The organism is Jannaschia donghaensis, from assembly GCF_001403795.1.
Taxonomy (GTDB): Bacteria; Pseudomonadota; Alphaproteobacteria; order Rhodobacterales; family Rhodobacteraceae; genus Jannaschia; species Jannaschia donghaensis.
Map to the genome: position 1 here is coordinate 92,840 of NZ_CXSU01000011.1, position 18,668 is coordinate 111,507.

At 63.3% G+C, this 18,668-nt stretch carries 20 protein-coding genes; 5 read left to right on the forward strand and 15 right to left on the reverse strand.

Annotated features, from left to right (window positions below; genetic code table 11):
* The first annotated feature begins 10 nt into the window (after positions 1–10).
* Both JDO7802_RS04860 and JDO7802_RS04865 read left to right on the forward strand, forming a co-directional pair.
* Positions 11–937 carry a sulfite exporter TauE/SafE family protein gene (locus tag JDO7802_RS04860; protein WP_055083231.1) on the forward strand — a complete coding sequence of 309 codons (927 nt, stop codon included), beginning with the start codon at positions 11–13 and terminating at the stop codon, positions 935–937.
* A complete protein-coding gene (locus tag JDO7802_RS04865) occupies positions 934–1,689 on the forward strand; it encodes a TIGR02186 family protein (protein ID WP_055083233.1) in 756 nt (251 codons plus the stop codon). The genes JDO7802_RS04860 and JDO7802_RS04865 overlap by 4 nt, the downstream gene beginning before the upstream one ends.
* Here JDO7802_RS04865 and JDO7802_RS04870 read toward each other — a convergent pair.
* The 7 genes from JDO7802_RS04870 to JDO7802_RS04895 form a co-directional block, all read right to left on the reverse strand.
* A complete protein-coding gene (locus JDO7802_RS04870; protein WP_055083235.1) occupies positions 1,686–2,408 on the reverse strand; it encodes an SDR family oxidoreductase in 723 nt (240 codons plus the stop codon). The two genes, JDO7802_RS04865 and JDO7802_RS04870, sit on opposite strands and share 4 nt — an antisense overlap.
* Positions 2,405–3,934, reverse strand: coding sequence for an ATP-dependent DNA helicase (locus JDO7802_RS04875; RefSeq protein WP_055083238.1), 1,530 nt, complete (start codon positions 3,932–3,934; stop codon positions 2,405–2,407). The genes JDO7802_RS04870 and JDO7802_RS04875 overlap by 4 nt, the downstream gene beginning before the upstream one ends.
* A 17-nt stretch (positions 3,935–3,951) precedes the next feature.
* On the reverse strand, positions 3,952–4,575 hold the full coding sequence (locus JDO7802_RS04880) for an acyl-homoserine-lactone synthase (protein WP_055083240.1): 624 nt from the start codon (positions 4,573–4,575) through the stop codon (positions 3,952–3,954).
* Positions 4,576–4,679: 104 nt separating this feature from the next.
* Positions 4,680–5,390, reverse strand: coding sequence for a helix-turn-helix transcriptional regulator (locus tag JDO7802_RS04885; protein ID WP_055083242.1), 711 nt, complete (start codon positions 5,388–5,390; stop codon positions 4,680–4,682).
* On the reverse strand, positions 5,341–5,541 hold the full coding sequence (locus tag JDO7802_RS17910; RefSeq protein WP_144430528.1) for a hypothetical protein: 201 nt from the start codon (positions 5,539–5,541) through the stop codon (positions 5,341–5,343). Before JDO7802_RS17910 ends, JDO7802_RS04885 begins: the two co-directional genes overlap by 50 nt.
* A gap of 204 nt (positions 5,542–5,745) precedes the next feature.
* The gene (gene ccrA / locus JDO7802_RS04890; RefSeq protein ID WP_055083245.1) at positions 5,746–7,038 is read right to left on the reverse strand and encodes a crotonyl-CoA carboxylase/reductase; all 1,293 of its coding nucleotides are present in this window, start codon (positions 7,036–7,038) and stop codon (positions 5,746–5,748) included.
* A 111-nt stretch (positions 7,039–7,149) separates the two neighbouring features.
* Entirely contained in the window at positions 7,150–8,511 is a 1,362-nt protein-coding gene (locus tag JDO7802_RS04895) for a 1-acyl-sn-glycerol-3-phosphate acyltransferase (RefSeq protein WP_055083247.1), read from the reverse strand.
* A gap of 205 nt (positions 8,512–8,716) precedes the next feature.
* Between JDO7802_RS04895 and JDO7802_RS04900 the strand changes: the two genes are divergently transcribed.
* From JDO7802_RS04900 to deoD, 3 genes are all read left to right on the forward strand, one after another.
* A complete protein-coding gene (locus JDO7802_RS04900; RefSeq protein ID WP_055083249.1) occupies positions 8,717–10,708 on the forward strand; it encodes a protein meaA in 1,992 nt (663 codons plus the stop codon).
* Positions 10,709–10,773: 65 nt separating this feature from the next.
* On the forward strand, positions 10,774–11,076 hold the full coding sequence (locus JDO7802_RS04905; RefSeq protein ID WP_055083251.1) for an H-NS histone family protein: 303 nt from the start codon (positions 10,774–10,776) through the stop codon (positions 11,074–11,076).
* Positions 11,077–11,144: 68 nt separating this feature from the next.
* Positions 11,145–11,849 (forward strand): purine-nucleoside phosphorylase, encoded by a 705-nt coding sequence (gene deoD / locus JDO7802_RS04910; RefSeq protein ID WP_055083253.1) that lies wholly within the window; start codon positions 11,145–11,147, stop codon positions 11,847–11,849.
* A 19-nt stretch (positions 11,850–11,868) separates the two neighbouring features.
* On the opposite strand, the gene JDO7802_RS04915 is transcribed toward deoD, so the two are convergent.
* The 8 genes from JDO7802_RS04915 to sdhA all read right to left on the reverse strand — a co-directional run bounded on the left by JDO7802_RS04915 (position 11,869) and on the right by sdhA (position 18,659).
* Positions 11,869–13,056, reverse strand: coding sequence for a type III PLP-dependent enzyme (locus tag JDO7802_RS04915; protein ID WP_055083255.1), 1,188 nt, complete (start codon positions 13,054–13,056; stop codon positions 11,869–11,871).
* A gap of 1,108 nt (positions 13,057–14,164) precedes the next feature.
* Entirely contained in the window at positions 14,165–14,944 is a 780-nt protein-coding gene (locus JDO7802_RS04920) for a succinate dehydrogenase iron-sulfur subunit (protein ID WP_055083257.1), read from the reverse strand.
* Positions 14,945–14,953: 9 nt separating this feature from the next.
* Positions 14,954–15,271, reverse strand: a complete 318-nt coding sequence (locus JDO7802_RS04925; protein WP_055083259.1) for a hypothetical protein — start codon at positions 15,269–15,271, stop codon at positions 14,954–14,956.
* On the reverse strand, positions 15,261–16,055 hold the full coding sequence (locus tag JDO7802_RS04930; RefSeq protein ID WP_083481031.1) for a sulfotransferase: 795 nt from the start codon (positions 16,053–16,055) through the stop codon (positions 15,261–15,263). Before JDO7802_RS04930 ends, JDO7802_RS04925 begins: the two co-directional genes overlap by 11 nt.
* Entirely contained in the window at positions 16,055–16,282 is a 228-nt protein-coding gene (locus tag JDO7802_RS18205; protein ID WP_055083262.1) for a hypothetical protein, read from the reverse strand. Before JDO7802_RS18205 ends, JDO7802_RS04930 begins: the two co-directional genes overlap by 1 nt.
* Positions 16,282–16,578: a hypothetical protein gene (locus JDO7802_RS04940; protein WP_055083264.1), complete on the reverse strand. Its 297-nt coding sequence runs from the start codon at positions 16,576–16,578 to the stop codon at positions 16,282–16,284. Before JDO7802_RS04940 ends, JDO7802_RS18205 begins: the two co-directional genes overlap by 1 nt.
* Positions 16,575–16,847, reverse strand: a complete 273-nt coding sequence (locus JDO7802_RS04945) for a hypothetical protein (RefSeq protein ID WP_055083266.1) — start codon at positions 16,845–16,847, stop codon at positions 16,575–16,577. Before JDO7802_RS04945 ends, JDO7802_RS04940 begins: the two co-directional genes overlap by 4 nt.
* A complete protein-coding gene (sdhA, locus tag JDO7802_RS04950) occupies positions 16,848–18,659 on the reverse strand; it encodes a succinate dehydrogenase flavoprotein subunit (RefSeq protein WP_055083267.1) in 1,812 nt (603 codons plus the stop codon).
* Positions 18,660–18,668: the final 9 nt, after the last annotated feature.

The window sequence follows — 18,668 nt, forward strand, 5'->3', positions numbered from 1 at the left end:
AGGTGCCGCCTTGCAGATCTACCTGCCCATCGCCGAAGTTTCGGTCAATGCCTTCCTGCTTTTGGGGCTCGGCGGGCTGGTCGGCGTTCTGTCGGGGATGTTCGGCGTCGGGGGCGGGTTCCTGATGACGCCGCTGTTGTTCATGATCGGCATTCCCCCCGCTGTCGCCGTGGCGACCGAAGCGAACCAGATCGTCGCCTCCTCTTTCTCGGGCGTGCTGGCGCATGTGAAACGCAAGACGGTCGACTTCCGAATGGGCTGGGTCCTGCTGGTCGGGGGTCTGGTCGGGGCGGCACTCGGCGTGCAGGTCTTCGCCATCCTGCGCGAGTTGGGCCAGGTCGATCTGCTGGTGAAGCTCTGCTACGTGCTGTTCCTCGGCGTGATCGGCGGCCTGATGTTCCTCGAGTCGCTGAACGCGATCCGCAAGTCACGCAGCGCCGGCCCCGCACCCAAGACCGTGCGTCGTCAACGCACATGGATCGACGCGCTGCCGCTCAAGATGAAATTCCGCACCAGCGGCCTCTACATCAGCGTCATTCCCCCGGTTTTGGTGGGCCTGTTCGTTGGCGTCCTGGCTGCGATCATGGGCGTGGGCGGCGGGTTTATCATGGTGCCCGCAATGATCTATCTGCTGGGGATGCCGACCAAGGTCGTGGTGGGCACGTCGCTGTTTCAGATCATCTTCGTGACCGCGTTCGCCACGATGCTGCACGCGACGACGAATTATACCGTGGATATGGTGCTGGCGGTCCTGTTGCTGGTGGGCGGCGTCGTCGGCGCACAGATCGGCACGCGGATCGGTGTGAAGATGAAGGCGGAATCGCTTCGCATCCTGCTGGCGATCATGGTGCTGGCGGTCTGCGGCAAGCTGGCGCTGGACCTGCTTTTGCAACCGGCCGAACTCTACTCCATCGGCACCGCGGGGGGCCACGGATGATCCGGCTCCTCGTGGTTCTGCTGATCGCGGCGCTGCCCCTGCGGGCCGAGGAAATCGTGGCCGACATGAGTCAGGACCGCATCTCCATCTCGACCAATTTCGACGGCTCAGAGATCCTGATCTTCGGGGCCGTGAAGCGCGATCGACCCGAGCCGGAGGGCCAGCAACTCGCCATCATCGTGACCGTGACCGGCCCGCGTGAAGAGGTGGTCGTGCGGCGCAAGGACCGCCGCCTGGGCATCTGGGTCAACACCGATTCCGTCGAGGTGTCCGGCGTGCCCAGCTTCTATGCCGTCGCCTCCTCCGTCCCGCTGGCGGATGCGCTCTCGCCCGAAGAGGATGCGCTGTGGGGCATAACCACCCCGCGTGCCGTGACCGCGACCGCCCCCGAAGGGACGCCAGCCATCGATGCCGATTTCCTGAGTGCGCTGATCCGGGTGAACACCGACGCCGGCATTTACGGGTCGGCGGAGGCGGCGGTGCAAGTCCGGGATTCGACCCTGTTTTCGGCCGAGATCGCGTTGCCGGCCGATCTGACCGAAGGCAATTACGAAACGAGCATCTTTCTGACGCGGGACGGCACGATCGTCGACAGCTATGGCACGTCGATCTACGTGCAGAAGGTGGGGATGGAGCGGTGGATCTATGCCCTCGCCCATGAGCAACCTTTCCTCTACGGACTTTTGTCGCTGTTCATCGCGATCGCCGCCGGTTGGGGCGCGTCCGCGATTTTCCGGGTCTTCAAAGCCTAGCCGCGTCCGACATAGGGCATCGCGCTGGCCATGATCGTCATGGTCAGGACATTCGTGCCCTCGGGCAGGTCCGCCATGTGAAGAACCGCGCGGGCCGCGTCGTCCACCGCCATCATCGCCACCCCGTCGCCCCCGCCCGCACGCTGCGCCGCGTCCAGCTCCTCCAGCATCGGCGTCTTCGCGTTGCCGATGTCGATCTGGCCGCAAGCGATGTTCAGGGGTCGGCCGTCCAAGGCCAACTGCTTCGTCAGACCGGTGATGGCGTGTTTGGTGACCGTATAGGTCACCGCCCCTTCGCGCGGGACATGGGCGCTGATCGAACCGTTGTTGACGATCCGGCCTGTCCCCTGCGCGCGCATTACGCGGAATGCGGCGCGCGCCATCAAGAACATGCCCGTCAGGTTCACCGACACGGCCCGGTTCCAGTCATCGACCGACGTGCGGTCTATGTCGGCGGCAGGCAAGAAAATGCCCGCGTTATTGAACAGCACGTCGAGGCGACCGGCGCGGTCGACGAAGGCGTCGACCGCGGCTTCGGCCTGATCCGGATCGCTGACGTCACCAGGCAGGACATGGGCGTTCGGGTGCCCATCGGCGACGGCGCGCAGGGCATCTTCGCGCCGCGCCATCAGACCCACGGTCCAACCTTGGTCAAGGAACAGCCGCGCGGTCGCGGCCCCAATGCCCGAGGAGGCACCGGTGATCAGGATTGTTTTCATGTCTCTTCCTCCTGCGCTTCCAAGGTAAGCGGCACCGTCTCCACCTTCAGATCCGATGTATCGAGCGGCGTCTTCGGCATGGCGAGGGCATAGCGCTTGACCCAGTGCAGGCGGCTGACGGCCCGTGTGATGGCGACATAGGCCAGCCGCTTCCACAGCTGTTGCCCCGCCTCCACCCGGCCTGCATGGCTGGCAGCGTAGAGATCGGGGGCGAAGACCTGCACCTGATCCCACTGGGATCCTTGCGCCTTGTGGGTCGTAACGGCGGCGCCGTGCAGGAAAGCCGCGCCCATGTGCGCGGCGAAAGGCAAGAACGGCTCTTCTTCGTCCGGGTGTTCGATCTTGACGATGCTGCTGACCGAGATCTCCGGTTCCGGCGCGCCGACGACGTGCAACTTGGAAAACCCCGGCTTGCGCCCCGGCCCGAGGTACACGACCTGCGCGCCCTTGATCAGGCCCCGCGCCTCCAGGTCGATGCGGCGTTTGCGATGTTTCAGGGGCAGTTCAAGACCGTCGCAGATCAACGGCTCCCCCGGCAGCATCATCGTGTCGTCGGCCCCGTGCGCCTGCCGGAACGCGCGGATCAGGCGGATGCGAGTGGCGTTGCGCCAGACAAGAACGGGCGACCGGGCCATAAGGTCGCTGTCGACGCGACTGGCCACAACGACCCTGTCGTCTTTGGCGGCCGCCGCTTCGATCATCTGCTCGAACGTCTGAAAGTCCAGCTGCGGGTCGCCCAACGCATGGGCCAGGTCCAAGATCGGGCTATCCGCCTCCTGCCGGTGGACGCGGTCCAGATGCAGGTGATCGTCGCCGGAAAAGCGGTCAAAGACCATGCGCCCCGATTGGTTCACCGGAGCCAGCTGCGCCGGATCGCCGAATAGCACGAGAGTGGGGAAGATTTCCTTCAGGTCCTCGAACTGCTTGTCGTCGAGCATGGAGGATTCATCGACGAACCCGATGTCGAGTGCGTTTTCGCGTCGCTTCCACCCGGTGATGAAATCGCTGCCGCGCAAGCCAGCGGCGGCCAGCGCACCCGGCACCGACCCGGTTTCATCGAAGACCCGCTTGGCGCGGTCCAGCATGTCGTCCGACAGTGCTTCGGTCTCGGGGCGGTCGGCATCCCCGGCCAGCCATTCGGCGATCCGCTCGTATTCCGGGTCATAGACGGGCGTATAGAGGATGCGGTGGATCGTCGTGGCGGGCACACCGCGCGTGCGCAAAACGCTCGCCGCCTTGTTCGTCGGGGCAAGCACAGCCAGCGATCGGCGGTCCTTCTTCTTGCGCTCATAGTCGCCGGACACGATGTCGAGGCCCGCCTCGCGCAGCGTCTTGACCAATTCCGCCAGCAGCAGCGTCTTGCCCGACCCGGCCTTGCCCGTGACCGCCAGAACGCGGCTGTCCTCGTCCTCGCGCGCGGAGGCATAACCATCGGCCAGCGACACGCCGCTGTCCGACAGAACGTCGGCGATACGGTCCCAGGCTTCGGCCTGATCGGGGGATAGTTGCGGGGCGGGCGTATTCATCGCCCCCTTGTAGTGGCTCAGGCGCGGACGGGAAGAGGCACGATGGACAGGTCGCCGAACGTCACGTCCCACCAGTCGCGCGATTGCGTGGCCGTCACGTTCGCAGCAGCGCAGAGCGCGTCGTGGCGCGCCGCGCCGAAGGTCCAGCGGCCCGCGCTGATCCCGCCTGCCGTCCCCAGTACCCGAGGGGCCCAGCCAAGGCGGCGATAGACCCTGTCCATCGGCGCGTCGAACACCGCGAGGGCGGCGCGCAGCCCGAGGCTCAGGCCCAATTCCGACGCTGCCACCAAAAGCCGTCGTGCGACATCGGTATCCGCCCCGGGCGACAGGCAGAACCGGGTGCATTCCCATGTATCCGCGTCGCAGACCGGCGCGGGCAAAAGGTTGGGAAAGACGTCGGCCAACATCGTCGGCCCCGTCGTCGGCAGGAAGCGCATGGACCCGGCATGGCCGCCACCCGCATCGCAGGCGATGACGTAGAGCGGGTCGAGCGCGTCGTAATCGTCCGTTTCCCAACCCAGCGTATCCACCGTCACGTCCCATCCCATGCGGTCGCGGAACTGTGCGGTGCGGTCGCGAAACATCGCCGCCGCCAGATCGGGAAACTCGCCCAGCTGCGTGCCATAGAGGTAGCGGATCATGGTCGTCCCTTCCTGTCGCGTGGACGGAAGGGCTGATCGGGAACGGGTTAACAGATCGTTAGCGTACGGTGCACCGTGTCAGACGCAACGCGCGGCGCGCGGCGTTACAGGCAGATGAGCCCGCGGGCGAGCGCGTTGGCGACGGCGTGGGTGGTGTTGAGGGCCCCCAGCTTGTGCCGTGCGCCTTCGATATAGACACGCAAAGTATGTTCGCTGATCTTGAGGGTTTCCGCGATCTGGGACCGGGACCGCCCCGCCGCCAGCAGCGTCAGGGCATCCGTCTCGCGCGGGGACAGGGCCTGACGCGGTTGCAGTTCCACCCCTTCCAAGGCCAGCGCGCGTTCGTTGACGTAATGCGCCGCCAGAAGAAGGTCGTTGAGATGCGATTTGGTAAAACGCCCCCAAGTGTCGTCACCGGCCCGGTGGTTGACGGTAAACAGGGCGAACTGTCCGGACGGCCCCCGGATCGGCAGGCTGAACCCCTGATTGCCCAGACCGTGCGCAATCCCCTCGCCCAATACGGTACGCGCGACCCTGCCCGACCAATCCAGATGCTTCCAGTCGACGGGACGAAACCCCTGAAAACAAGACAGGACGACCGGATCGACCGTTTGAAACCGCTGAGCGGTATAGACGTCGACCCAACCGGGCGGATAGGTCAGCGCGCCCCATTGGGCCCCGTTCGATTTGACCGAATGATAGACGAGATGTTCGACGTCGTAGGCATCCCGCAAGCCGAAGATCGAGGCCTGCAGGTCCTTTAGATCAGCCGCACATGCGAGCCGATTCAGCAAGTCGTCCAGTTTCCGCGCCATCCCGCTCCGCCTGCCCCGTCGGAGGCTGCGCGATTTCCAAGGCAGCCACGGCCAATGCCCCCTCCAGCTCCTCCGCCAGGGTCGGCAGGCCATTGGCCCGTGCAAAACCGCGCAGGTCGCCCAACACGTCGATGATCCAGTCCTTCGTCATCCGACTTTCCCCCTCCAAAGGTTAATGGCGTCTTAAAATATCTTAGCTCGCGGGCGATTTCCCCCGAAATTCACGAATTCATCCTCCCCCGATCCGGTGAGGCAGGTGCCAACACTACATTGGTATCGTTGAATCCAGAGAACGGAAAGAGAACGGCCCCGTCGCGTGGACGGGGCCGAAGGTCGCGGAATCACCTGTGGCAGATTACCGTGCGGGTCCGGCCTCCAACACGTCTTCAAGCGTGCGCAGCCCCGTCTTCGGAGCTTGAACAAGAACGGACATATTGCCTGGCTTATGCTCGTTACGGCGCATCTTCATGTGCGCCTCCGGCAGGTCGACCCAGCCGAAGCATTCCGACATGCAGGGGTCCAGTCGCCGTTCGACCATCAGGTTGTTGGCCGCCGACGCCTGCTTGAGATGGGCGAAATGCGATCCCTGGAGCCGCTTCTGGTGCATCCACATGTAACGCACATCGAATGTCAGGTTGAACCCGGTCGTGCCGGCACAGATGACGACCATGCCGCCTTGCTTGCACACGAAGGTGGACACCGGGAACGTCGCCTCACCGGGATGTTCGAACACCATGTCGACGTTCACGCCCTTGCCGGTGATGTCCCAGATTGCCTTGCCGAATTTGCGGGCCTCGACGAACCACGCCTTGTATTCGGGCGTGTTGACGGTGGGCAGTTGACCCCAGCATTTGAAATCGTTCCGGTTGATGACGCCCTTGGCACCAAGCCCCATGACAAACTCGCGCTTGCTCTCGTCTGATATGACGCCGATCGCGTTGGCCCCCGCCGTGTTGATCAATTGGATCGCATAGGAGCCGAGGCCACCCGACGCCCCCCAGACCAGCACGTTCTGACCGGGCTTCAGATCATGCGGCTCATGCCCGAAAAGCATCCGATAAGCGGTGGCGAGGGTCAGCGTATAGCAGGCGCTCTCCTCCCAGGTGAGGTGCTTGGGGCGGGGCATCAGCTGTTGCGCCTGCACGTTGGTGAACTGCGCAAAGGAGCCGTCGGGCGTCTCATATCCCCAGATCCGCTGGCTGGGCGAATACATCGGGTCCCCGCCGTTGCAATGCTCATCGTCGCCGTCGTCTTGGTTGCAATGGATCACGACCTCGTCGCCGATCTTCCAGCGCTTGACCTTATCACCCACGGCCCAGACGATGCCGGACGCGTCAGACCCGGCGATATGGTACGGGGCCTTGTGCCCGTCGAACGGAGAGATCGGCGTGCCGAGGGAGGCCCAGACCCCGTTATAGTTCACGCCCGCCGCCATCACGAGGACCAGAACCTCGTGGCTGTCGAGGATGGGAACATCGACGATTTCCTGCTGCATTGCCGTATCCGGCTCGCCATGACGCTCCTGGCGAATGGCCCAGGCGTACATCTGCTTCGGCACGTGACCCATCGGGGGCATTTCGCCCATCTCATAAAGGTCCTTTGCGACCGCGTCGTAGGTGGGTTGCGCAGCGTGCGTGTCGAGAGCCATGTCCTGTCCTCCGGCGTGAATGCTGCAGCGCGGAACGAGTCACGCTGCGTCGCAACGAAACTATCAGGCGTCCGGTAACTTTCCAACCCCAATATCTTCTATCTTGTAATTTTATGTCTCTGGGATTTCCGGGGTCGGCAGGGTGCGGGCATAATATTGAATGACCGGAAGCCATGGGTCGGGGATGGTGATGCGGTCGTCAGTCAGCGTGATCGCCTTGCGTACCTCTAGCATTCGCAACGCGACCATCGCCGTGTCGCGGGGCGCGCGCAGGGCGTGATAGACCGGATGACCGGTGTCGCGGAAATATTCGGACCGGCGTTCCAGATGGGCCGCGACGACAGCCACATCGCGCGCGCCCTGCGCCAGCGCCTCGCAGACCAGGGCAAGGGGCAGAACGGGCAGCACCTCGTCGATGCGCTCCAGCAGGGCGGTGCCCAGATCGGCGGCGGCGTCGGTCCGGCCCTGCCAGAGAAATCGGTGCAAAGAGATCGGTCGCCCGAAGCTGACGGCGGCATATCCAAAGCGCGTGAACCGTCCCGTCAGCCGCAGTTGCGCATGCCGCCAGACATAGCGGGCGACCGTGTACCAGCGCAGCCCGACACTCCGCGTGACGTCTTGGTCGGCCGCGATCAGCACGCGATCTTCCAGCACACGCTCGTAATTGACGGCAACGGGCACGAAGACGACGTCGCGCGCCGGATCATGGTCGTCGATGATGTAGCTGAGGATGCCGAGCTTTGCGGGTTGCAACGCACCGTCACGCGACAGTCGTCCTTCGGGGAAAACGGCCTGCGTCACGCCGTTGGCCGTTGCGATTTGAACATAGCGGGCCAGGACCTTGCGATAGAGAGAGTTCAGGTCCTTGCGACGCACGAAGTACCCGCCGAGGGCGCGGATCAGCGGCCCCAGCGGCCAGCGCCGCGCCCATTCGCCCACGGCATAGGCCAGCGCGGTCTGACGCGCGGCAAGCCATGTCACCAGAACGTAGTCCATGTTCGATCTGTGATTGAGGACGTAGATGACCGTGGCCTTCGGGTCGATGGCGGCCAGCGCCTCCTCCTCGCCGCTGACGCGGACACGGTAAAGGCTGCGCGAGGTCCAGCGCGCCAGCTTCATCGCGATCCCGAAGTAGAGAAGGGCGGAAAACCCGGGCACGATTTCGCGCGCATACCGCCGCGCGGTTTCATAGGCGACGTCTTCGGGAATGCCGCGTTCGCGCGCAAAATCGATCACCGCCTGCGCCACCGCCGGATCGTGGATCAGCCGGTTGATCGTATCGGTCCGGCGCGCCAGCTTGAACGGCTGAATCGGGCGTTTGAGGCGAATGTTCAGCCGGGCCACAAGGCGTTCGGCCCGCTTGCGAAAGAACCAGCGCACGGACGGGAAAAGGAAGTGCGACGCGAACGTCACGGCTGCAAAGACGAGCAGCAGGACAAGCGCCCAGATCGGCATCTCCACGGTGCGGAACATCGGATCAGGGGGCCAGGCACTGCGTCATCGGATCAGCCTAGGGAAACGCCCCGGCCTGTCCAGTGGCATGTCGGACCGATTGGCGTCTGTACCGGACGATCGATTGGATCGGCGTTTTGTGTCCTGCCGCAGTGCGGCGAAAACGACTTGCGTAATCTGACGCCAATCGAGTATTCAACGAAACATTATTACGAGGGGACTTGCCATGGTGCAGAATGACGGATCGCAGGCCGAACGCCCCGCCAAGGATCGGCCTTGGCTGTTCCGGACCTATGCCGGTCATTCCACAGCCGAAAAATCCAACGCCCTCTACCGCGCGAATCTGGCCAAAGGGCAGACCGGACTTTCCGTCGCGTTCGACCTGCCCACACAGACCGGATATGACAGCGATCACATTCTGGCGCGCGGCGAAGTGGGCAAGGTCGGCGTGCCAATCGCGCATCTGGGAGACATGCGCAGCCTCTTTGCGGACATTCCGCTGGATCAAATGAACACCTCCATGACGATCAACGCCACCGCCCCCTGGTTGCTGGCGCTTTATGTTGCCGTGGCCGAGGAACAGGGTGCCGACGTCAAGGCGCTGCAAGGCACGGTCCAAAACGACATCGTCAAGGAATACCTGTCGCGCGGCACATATGTCCTGCCGCCGAAACCGTCGATGAAGCTGATCTCGGACGTTGCGGAATATTGTTATTCGGAGATCCCGAAATGGAATCCGATGAACGTCTGCTCCTACCATCTGCAGGAAGCCGGTGCGACGCCGCAGCAGGAACTGGCCTTTGCACTGGCAACCGCCACGGCCGTTCTGGACGAATTGCGCGACAAGGTCCCGGCAGAGGACTTTCCCCGGCTGGTCGGGCGCATTTCGTTCTTTGTGAACGCAGGTATCCGGTTCGTCACCGAAATGTGCAAGATGCGCGCCTTCGTGGAATTGTGGGACGAAATCTGCCGCGAGAGATATGGCGTAGAGGACGCGAGATACCGACGCTTCCGATACGGGGTCCAGGTCAATTCACTGGGCCTGACCGAACAGCAGCCCGAGAACAACGTCTATCGCATCCTTCTGGAAATGCTCGCCGTTACCCTTTCCAAATCGGCACGCGCGCGGGCGGTGCAATTGCCCGCCTGGAATGAAGCATTGGGATTGCCGCGGCCATGGGATCAGCAATGGTCCCTGCGGATGCAACAGGTCCTGGCCTATGAAACCGACCTTCTGGAATACGGCGACCTGTTCGACGGGTCGCCCGTAGTCGCCGCGAAGGTCGAAGCGTTGAAGGAAAGCGCACGCGCGGAATTGGCCATTCTGGACGGTATGGGCGGTGCTGTCGCATCGATCGAATATATGAAATCGCGCCTGGTCGAGTCGAATGCGGCCCGTCTGGGCGGGATCGAGCGCGGCGAGACCACGGTCGTCGGCGTCAATGCATGGATCGACGGAGAGCCGTCGCCCCTGGTCGGAGAGGACGGTGGCATAATGACCGTCGATCCGGCGGTCGAAGCCGACCAGATCGGGCGCCTGGACGCCTGGCGCGATGCACGTGACGCCGGCGCGGTTCAGGCCGCGCTGGACGCGCTGTCACGGGCGGCGCGGGACGGGGCGAACATCATGCCGCCGTCGATCCAGGCGGCAAAAGTGGGTGTGACGACCGGCGAATGGGCCGGCGTGATGCGGGCCGTACACGGCGAATACCGCGGTCCGACGGGGGTGTCGTCGTCACCGTCCAATGACGTCGAAGGCTTGGATGCCCTAAGGGCTGCCGTCGATGCGGTGTCGTCTAGACTGGGCAAGCGCCTGACTTTTCTGATGGGGAAGCCCGGCCTGGACGGGCATTCCAACGGGGCTGAACAGATTGCCGTCCGTGCGCGCGATTGCGGCATGACGATCCGTTACGAGGGCATCCGCCTGACGCCAGAAGCCATCGTGGCCGCTGCCTTGGAAGAGGGAGTGCATGTCGTTGGCTTGTCTATCCTTTCGGGCAGTCATCTGCCGCTGGTCGAGGAGCTGATGGGCCGGATGCACGACGCCGGTCTTGCGGATGTTCCAGTGATCGTCGGCGGCATCATTCCCGACGAGGACGCACAGCGATTGCGCAGCCTTGGCGTTTCGGCTGTCTATACGCCCAAGGATTTCGAATTGAACCGGATCATGGGCGATATCATCGAACTCGCCGATCCGAGGGAAATCGCGGCGCAATAGGAATTGCTTGTAAAAGTAATTCACCGGTATTAGATCGCGTTTGGGGAATTAGACCGGAGAGCGAAATGAATCTCGACAAGATGAACAAGGATGAGCTGCAGGACCTTCAGAAGAAGGTGACCGCAGCCCTGAAGAATTACGACGACCGGCAAAAGGCCGAGGCTCAATCCAAGCTGGAGTCGATCGCGCGGGACATGGGCTTTTCACTCAGCGACTTTACCGGGGGCAAAAAAGCCAAGTCGGCAGCCGCGCCGAAGTTCGTGCATCCCGAAAACCCAGGCAAGACGTGGTCTGGCCGCGGGCGTCAACCGCAATGGTTCAAGGACGCAATCGACTCCGGCAAGACGGCGGACGATCTGGCGATCTAGACTTCCATATTGGAATGACGGTTTAAGGGGCGCAGCATTGCGCCCCTTTTCTTTGCCCGGAGCTTTCCATGACCGCCCACATTCGCGCCAAGAAAGACCAGATCGCCGAAACCGTCCTGATGCCGGGCGATCCGCTGCGGGCGAAATGGGCGGCGGAGACATTTCTGGAAGATCCGAAATTGGTCAACGACGTCCGGGGCATGTTGGGATTCACCGGGACCTGGCGCGGCAACCGCGTTACGATCCACGGGTCGGGCATGGGAATGCCGAGCCTGTCGATCTATGCCCACGAGCTGATCACCCAATTCGGGGCCAAGACGCTGATCCGCATTGGATCGACCGGGGCGATGCAGGCCCACGTTAAAATGCGCGACGTTATCCTGGCGCAGACGGCCAGCAGCATCTCGACCCCATCGGCGGGCATCTTTCGGGAGGTGAACTTCGCCCCCTGCGCCGATTTCGGCCTGCTGCGGACGGCCTATGACGCGGCGCAGTCGAAAGGCAGCGACGTGCATGTCGGCGGGATCTATTCGTCGGATGTGTTCTACGACGAACGCCCCGACCTGACCGAAATGATGACCCGGCACGGCATCCTTGCGGTCGAGATGGAAGCGGCGGAGCTTTACAATCTCGCGGCCCGGCACGGATGCAGGGCACTGGCCGTTCTGACCGTCAGCGATCATCTTGTGACCGGAGAACAATTGCCAAGCGCCGATCGGCAGTCGTCGTTCGGTGACATGGTCGAAATCGCGCTGGAGGCGGCCTTCGCATAAAGGCCGCCCCGCTGGCGCGTCAGATGACGACCGAATCCAGCGGCGGGAAACCGTTGAAGCCGACGGATGAATAGGTCGTCGTGTAGGCACCGCAGTTGCGAATGATGACCCTGTCGCCGGCCCGAAGCGACAGGGGCAACTGAAGGGGACGCTTTTCGTACATCACATCCGCGCTGTCGCAAGACGGACCGGCCAGGACGCAGGGACCGCACTCGTCCCCGTCGCGGGGGGTGACGAACTGATAGCGGATCGCCTCGCCTTCCGTTTCGGCCAAGCCCGAGAAGCGGCCGATATCAAGATACACCCAGCGATGCAGGTCGTTTTCGGACTTCTTGGATACCAGAACGACCTCGGCGGCGATGGCCCCGGCCTCCGCCACCATGCCCCGACCCGGTTCGGCCATTATCTGCGGCACGTCCGAGAAGCGTGCCTCGATGAGGTCGATCACGGCACGCGCGTAAGAGGTCGGGGCCTGGATTTCCTGACCGTAGAACGCGGGAAAGCCACCGCCGATGTTCAAAAGCTGAAGGTCGAACCCTTCGTCCTGCGCGCGGTCCCAGATAGCCGCGACCTGATCCAGCGTGCCGGTCCACATGCGCGCCTCGCGCGTTTGGGAGCCGACGTGGAACGACAGACCATAGGGGACAAGGCCCAGATCACGGGCGCGGCCCAGCAGGGTCATCACCTTGTCGGACGCACAGCCGAACTTACGCGACAGCGGCCAATCAGCCTCGGGGTTATCGACGATGACGCGGATGTAGACGCGGGCACCCGGCGCGTTCTCGGCCAGTTTTTCCAGCTCTTCCTCGGCGTCAGCGGCGAACAATGTGATGCCCACGCCGTGCGCCCAGCGAATGTCGGAGGCTTTCTTGATGGTATTGCCAAACGACACACGCTCGACGTCGGCCCCTTGCCCCAAGACAAGCTCGATCTCTCCGCGCGATGCGGCGTCGAAACCAGATCCCAAGGCGACCAGACGCTCGATGATGGCGTGGTGCGGGTTGGCCTTAACCGCGTAGTGGATGTGAGCGTGGCTGCCGTCGGCCCGGACCAGCCCGGCGGACAGGGCACGGAACTGACGCTCGACCGCGTCGACGTCGATCACCAAGGTCGGATGGGCAAATTCATGCGCCGCGATATAGGATTCGACGCGGCTGACGGGGGCGACAAAGGTGGACGAACGGCCGAAGCCGGTGACTGCATTCATTGGTCATCTCCAATAGACCCGGCCATCCCGGATCAACCCGGTGCAGACCGCTCACTTCCAAGGGAGACGTTACCGTCGCTACGTAACCGTGCGGGTGACCCATGAGGGCCGCCTGAGCCGTGCCAGAGGCGCGTGCGTTGGCGTCTATGCCGGCCAGATGAGACCAAATCGAATTCGGGTCAAGACTGAAAATTCACAAAATCACGGCTTTTCCGTTCTGCACCGATTTTATCGATCGATGCCGACATAGAGCTGGTTCTGTGCAAGGACCGCTTGGCCGCATCCGCACCGGATACCCGGGATAGGACGAAGATATGCAGATCTTTCGCCGTCCTGGTCCAAGCCAGGCTCTGCCGGAAGAGACCTTCCAGAAACACTGTGGTGGAACTCACGATTGGTCGGAAACGCCGCCCGCCCGACGACCTGTCGAAAAGGATAGATTGCGTCTTCGGCCGCGCTAATGTCTATCAAACACCTGTAAAGTATGGGCGAATTACGAGTAATTTGCCGGGAATGCCTTGGCGACGACACAGGAATTCTCAAATGACCGCGTATTGGTCTGCCCGGGGTGCACGTGTTTTTTGTGCAAGACCTCAGTTTCGTTAACGAGTACCGGCCCCCACGTTTACCGCGTGGGGGCCTTTTTGTTTAGGGCCGCGCACCGAATCGCGGCTTTGAAAATCAGTGAAACGCCGGGCAGCAGGTCTTCGTTCCGGGAACGAGCAAAAGAGACTTATTTCTTTCGATCGGCAAAGACGCGACCCTTCGGCCGGATCAGCGTCATCGCAGACTCCGAGAAAATTCCGGGGCCGGTACGTTCGGGTTGGATGACGCATATCCCACTGATAAATATATATCTCTCACCTGCCACCACCAAAGCTGCTCCTCCAAGATCATGGAGGCGGCAAAGACGTCTGGGCCCATCCCGCTCAGTTTTTCCAGATTTGGCGCGATTTCCGTCTCGCTCTGGCGGAGACATCGCGCGCAGTGCAGTTCAGGTAAAGAAGACATGCCAAGACGCACCGACGTCATGGCACCGTGAACACGAAAGGCCCACGGGTGTGCCGCGGGCCTTTGGGGATGCTGCCGCGCCAGTCAGACGTGCCGGTCAGACGTGCCGGTCGATCATCATCTTCTTGATATTCGCGATCGCCTTGGCCGGGTTCAGACCCTTGGGGCAGGATTTGGCGCAGTTCATGATCGTGTGGCAGCGGTAGAGCTTGAACGGATCCTCCAGATCATCCAGCCGCTCTCCCGTCGCCTCGTCGCGGGAGTCGATGATCCAGCGATATGCGTGGAGCAGCGCGGCCGGTCCGAGGTAGCGATCGCCGTTCCACCAATAGCTCGGGCAAGACGTCGAGCAAGAAGCGCACATGATGCATTCATACAGACCGTCAAGCTTCTCGCGGTCTTCGATGGACTGACGCCATTCCTTGGCCGGGACGTTCGACTTGGTCTCCAGCCACGGCATGACCGAGGCGTGCTGCGCATAGAAGTGGGTCAGGTCCGGGATCAGGTCCTTGATGACCGGCATGTGCGGCAGCGGATAGATCTTCACATCGCCCTTCACCTCGTCGATGCCCCAGGTGCAGGCCAGCGTATTCACCCCGTCGATATTCATCGCGCAGGATCCGCAGATGCCTTCCCGGCAGGACCGGCGGAAGGTCAGCGTGGGGTCGATCTCGTTCTTGATCTTGATGATCGCGTCCAGAACCATCGGCCCACAGGTGTCCAGATCGACCCAATAGGTGTCGAGACGCGGGTTTTTTCCATCCTCGGGGTTCCAGCGATAAATCTGGAACTTCTTGAGGTTGTTCGCGCCCTCGGGCTTGGGCCAGGTTTTGCCCACGGTGATCTTGGAGTTCTTGGGAAGGGTAAATTGAACCATGTCGTCCTCCTAGAGGGTATTGAGCAGCACCGGCAGACCTTGGGTCGCGATGCATTGGATTGTGTCGGGCCGCGCGGCAACATCAAGGACGATGCGCGTGGCGGTGTCGTTGGCGCCGGTTCCGGCGGCGCTGGCCAGTTGCAGGATTTCACCCGCGCTGGCGTTGTCGATGATGCAATCCGTGGCCGGGGTCAGCGGCACGCCCGGAAAACGGGCAGCGACGATGGGGTTCACCGTGCGCTTGGCCGCGTCGCGCGCAATCTCGTCGGCCAGCGGCGAATTGCAGGCCGCAACGGCCAGTGGGAACAGAAGGACTTCAAGCCGCATCGCGTATCTCCTGCGTCCAGTCGGTTGGATGGCTTTCATAGCCGAGCTGCACCAGCGCGTCGCCGTGCCGGACGGCATAGGTCGACGCGACATCGTGCGGAAGGCTGCTGCGCCAGTCGCGGGTTGCGGTCCCGGTAATATGGGCCTTCACCCGGTCGCTGCGCGCGCCCGCATCGGCCAGACCCCCGAACAGGGCGTTGTCCCAAAAGATCTGCCCCCCCAATGCCACCTCGGGTTCAGGCAGGCCAAGATTGCGCAGGTGGTCGCGGAACGCCCGCCCCTCGACGTCCGCCATCAGATCCTCGTAGCGGACTTCGATCGTGTTCGCGCGCGGCGTCCAGGCGGTCATCGCTTTCAGGGTCTCGGCGTGTTTTTCTTCCATCTCGAACATCAGACGGGTGGTGTCGTCGGGCAGCGCATTGAGGTGCTGCTGATACGTTAAACCGTCCAGATCGGCGCGGGCGGAATGCAGAAAATCTTCGCCGTCGGCGGGGGCGGTCAGATGATAGCGCATCCCGGACACGAGGACGTCGCGCGGGTCGCGGATCATATGAAGGATCCGCGCATCGGGCCGGTCCAGAATGTCCTGCGGAAAAGCAGAGGACCATTGGAATAGGAACACCCGGTCGGCGTCCGGCACGTGACGGGTTCCGGACGCCGGAAACACCGTACGATGCGCCACGCCCAGCCGGTCGGCCAATGCGCGAAACACAGCGCGCATCCACAGCGTGCCGGTTTTGTGATGCGTGCCAATGCACAGGACGCGGGGCGCGATCAGATCCATCAGCGGCTGGCCCGATCGGCAGTGCACGACAGCAGCGCCTCGATCTCGGCGTCCGACATCGGCGCGTCCGGAACAACCGCGACGTCCGCGCGCCCGATCGTGGCCAAGCAGGAGGCGAGTCCGGGCTGCACCTGACTGTCGGCGACGGCGACGCTGCGCCCGGTGCCGCCGACCGCGTTGCATCCGGCCAAAACCAGCACCGCCAAAGGGAACGCCAATCGGATCATCAGCGACGGCTCCCGGCTGAGATGCCGAAGGTCGTCGGCTCGGGGCGGCCTTCCATCTTTCGGGCGATACACGCGGCCAGGAATTCGGTCTCGGACTGCGGGTTGAAGACGCGGTTGGTGATGGTGATGTTCCCGGTCGAAACCGGCCCGTTGTTGGAGATACCCGCCCCGACAGACCCGGAAGTACCGTCGGCCTGACCGACGTTGGCGCGACATTCGCGCGCCGCGCGTTCAGGCGTCATCGGCACCGGCGCGCAAGCGGCGAGCAGTGGTAACAGGATCAGGGCGCGGATCATCGCGGCACCGCCTGACAGGCGTCCAGCCGCCGCAGATCTGCGGCGCTGCCGGTGCGGATCGTGCCATCCTCGACCGTCAGGCCCTGATCACGCGCGCAATCGAGATAGGCTTCGCGCCGCGCGTCGGGTCCAGTCGGCATGCAGGCCGATATCAGCAAAAGCGCGGCCCCCGCGCTGAGCGGCGGCACGACCATCCCGAAGAAACGACAGGGCGTCTCTCCGGGCAAGATCGGGCCGGGCTCCGACAAAGGGGGGCCGTCAGCGAGCATTCAATACACGCGCGCCTTGGGCGCGATCTTTTTAAGATCGATGCCGCCGTCGTTGTGCGACGTCAGCGGGTTCGTGTGCACGCCGCGATAGCCGAGGTTGGCCTTCTGCTCCTCGCCCTTGAACCAGGTCAGCGAATGCTTGCGCCAGTTCTCGTCGTCGCGATCAGGGAAATCCTCGTGCGCGTGGGCACCGCGGCTTTCCTGACGGGCTTCGGCGGCGACCACTGTGGCCACGGCGTTGGGCATCAGATTGGCGAGTTCCAGCGTTTCCATCAGATCGGAGTTCCAGATCAGCGTGTTGTCGGTGACCGACAGATCGCTGAGCTTGGTCGCGATCCCTTCCATCTTTTCCTTGCCCTGGCTCAGGGTTTCGGAGGTGCGGAACACGGCGGCGTCGTCCTGCATCGTCTTTTGCATTTCCAAACGCAGTTCTGCGGTACCGACCTGGCCGCGCGCGTGGCGCAACCCGTCGAAACGAGCCAGAGCCATTTCGACCGAGCGCATGTTCGGGCTGGGCACGGCGCTGTTCGGATCGACGATCTCACCGGCGCGGATCGCGGCGGCGCGTCCGAAGACCACCAGGTCGATCAACGAGTTGGAGCCGAGGCGGTTCGCCCCGTGGACCGACGCGCAACCGGCTTCGCCCACGGCCATCAGACCCGGCGACACGCGGTTGTCATCGCCGTCCTTGGGGGCAAGCACTTCGCCCCAGTAGTTCGTCGGAATGCCGCCCATGTTGTAGTGAACCGTCGGCAGAACCGGCACCGGCTCCTTGGTGACGTCAACGCCCGAGAAGATGCGCGCACTCTCGGAGATGCCCGGCAGGCGCAGCTTGAGCGTTTCGGCGGGCAGGTGGTTGAGGTTCAGGTGGATGTGATCCTTGTCCTTGCCCACGCCCCGGCCCTCGCGGATCTCCATCGTCATGCAGCGCGAGACGACATCGCGCGACGCCAAGTCCTTGTAGGTGGGCGCGTAGCGTTCCATGAACCGCTCGCCTTCGGAATTGGTGAGATAGCCGCCCTCGCCCCGCGCGCCTTCCGTGATGAGGCACCCGGCCCCGTAGATGCCTGTGGGATGGAACTGCACGAACTCCATGTCCTGAAGCGGCAGGCCCGCCCGGGCCACCATGCCGCCACCGTCGCCGGTGCAGGTATGGGCAGAAGTCGCCGAGAAGTAGGCGCGGCCATAGCCGCCGGTCGCCAGCACCGTCATCTTGGCGCTGAACAGGTGCAGCGTGCCGTCGTCCAGCTTCCAGCAGAGCACGCCCTGGCATTCGCCCTCGTCCGACATGATCAGGTCGATGGCGAAATACTCGATGAAGAACTCGGCCTTCTGCTTGAGCGATTGACCGTAGAGCGTGTGCAGGATCGCGTGGCCGGTCCGGTCGGCGGCGGCACAGGTGCGCTGTACGGCTGGGCCTTCACCGTATTCGGTGGTGTGCCCGCCGAAGGGCCGTTGGTAGATCTTGCCCTCTTCGGTGCGGCTGAACGGGACGCCGTAATGCTCCAGCTCGTAGACCGCCTTGGGCGCCTCGCGGGCCAGATACTCCATGGCATCCGTATCGCCCAGCCAATCCGACCCCTTGACGGTATCGTACATGTGCCATTGCCAGCTGTCGGGGCCCATGTTGCCCAGGGATGCGGCGATCCCGCCCTGCGCCGCGACGGTGTGCGACCGCGTCGGGAAAACCTTGGTGATGCACGCCGTGCGCAGACCCTGTTCGGCCATGCCCAGCGTCGCGCGCAGACCGGCACCGCCGGCACCGACGACGACGACGTCGTATTCGTGGGTCTCGTATTCGTAAGCTGCCATGAGGTCGTT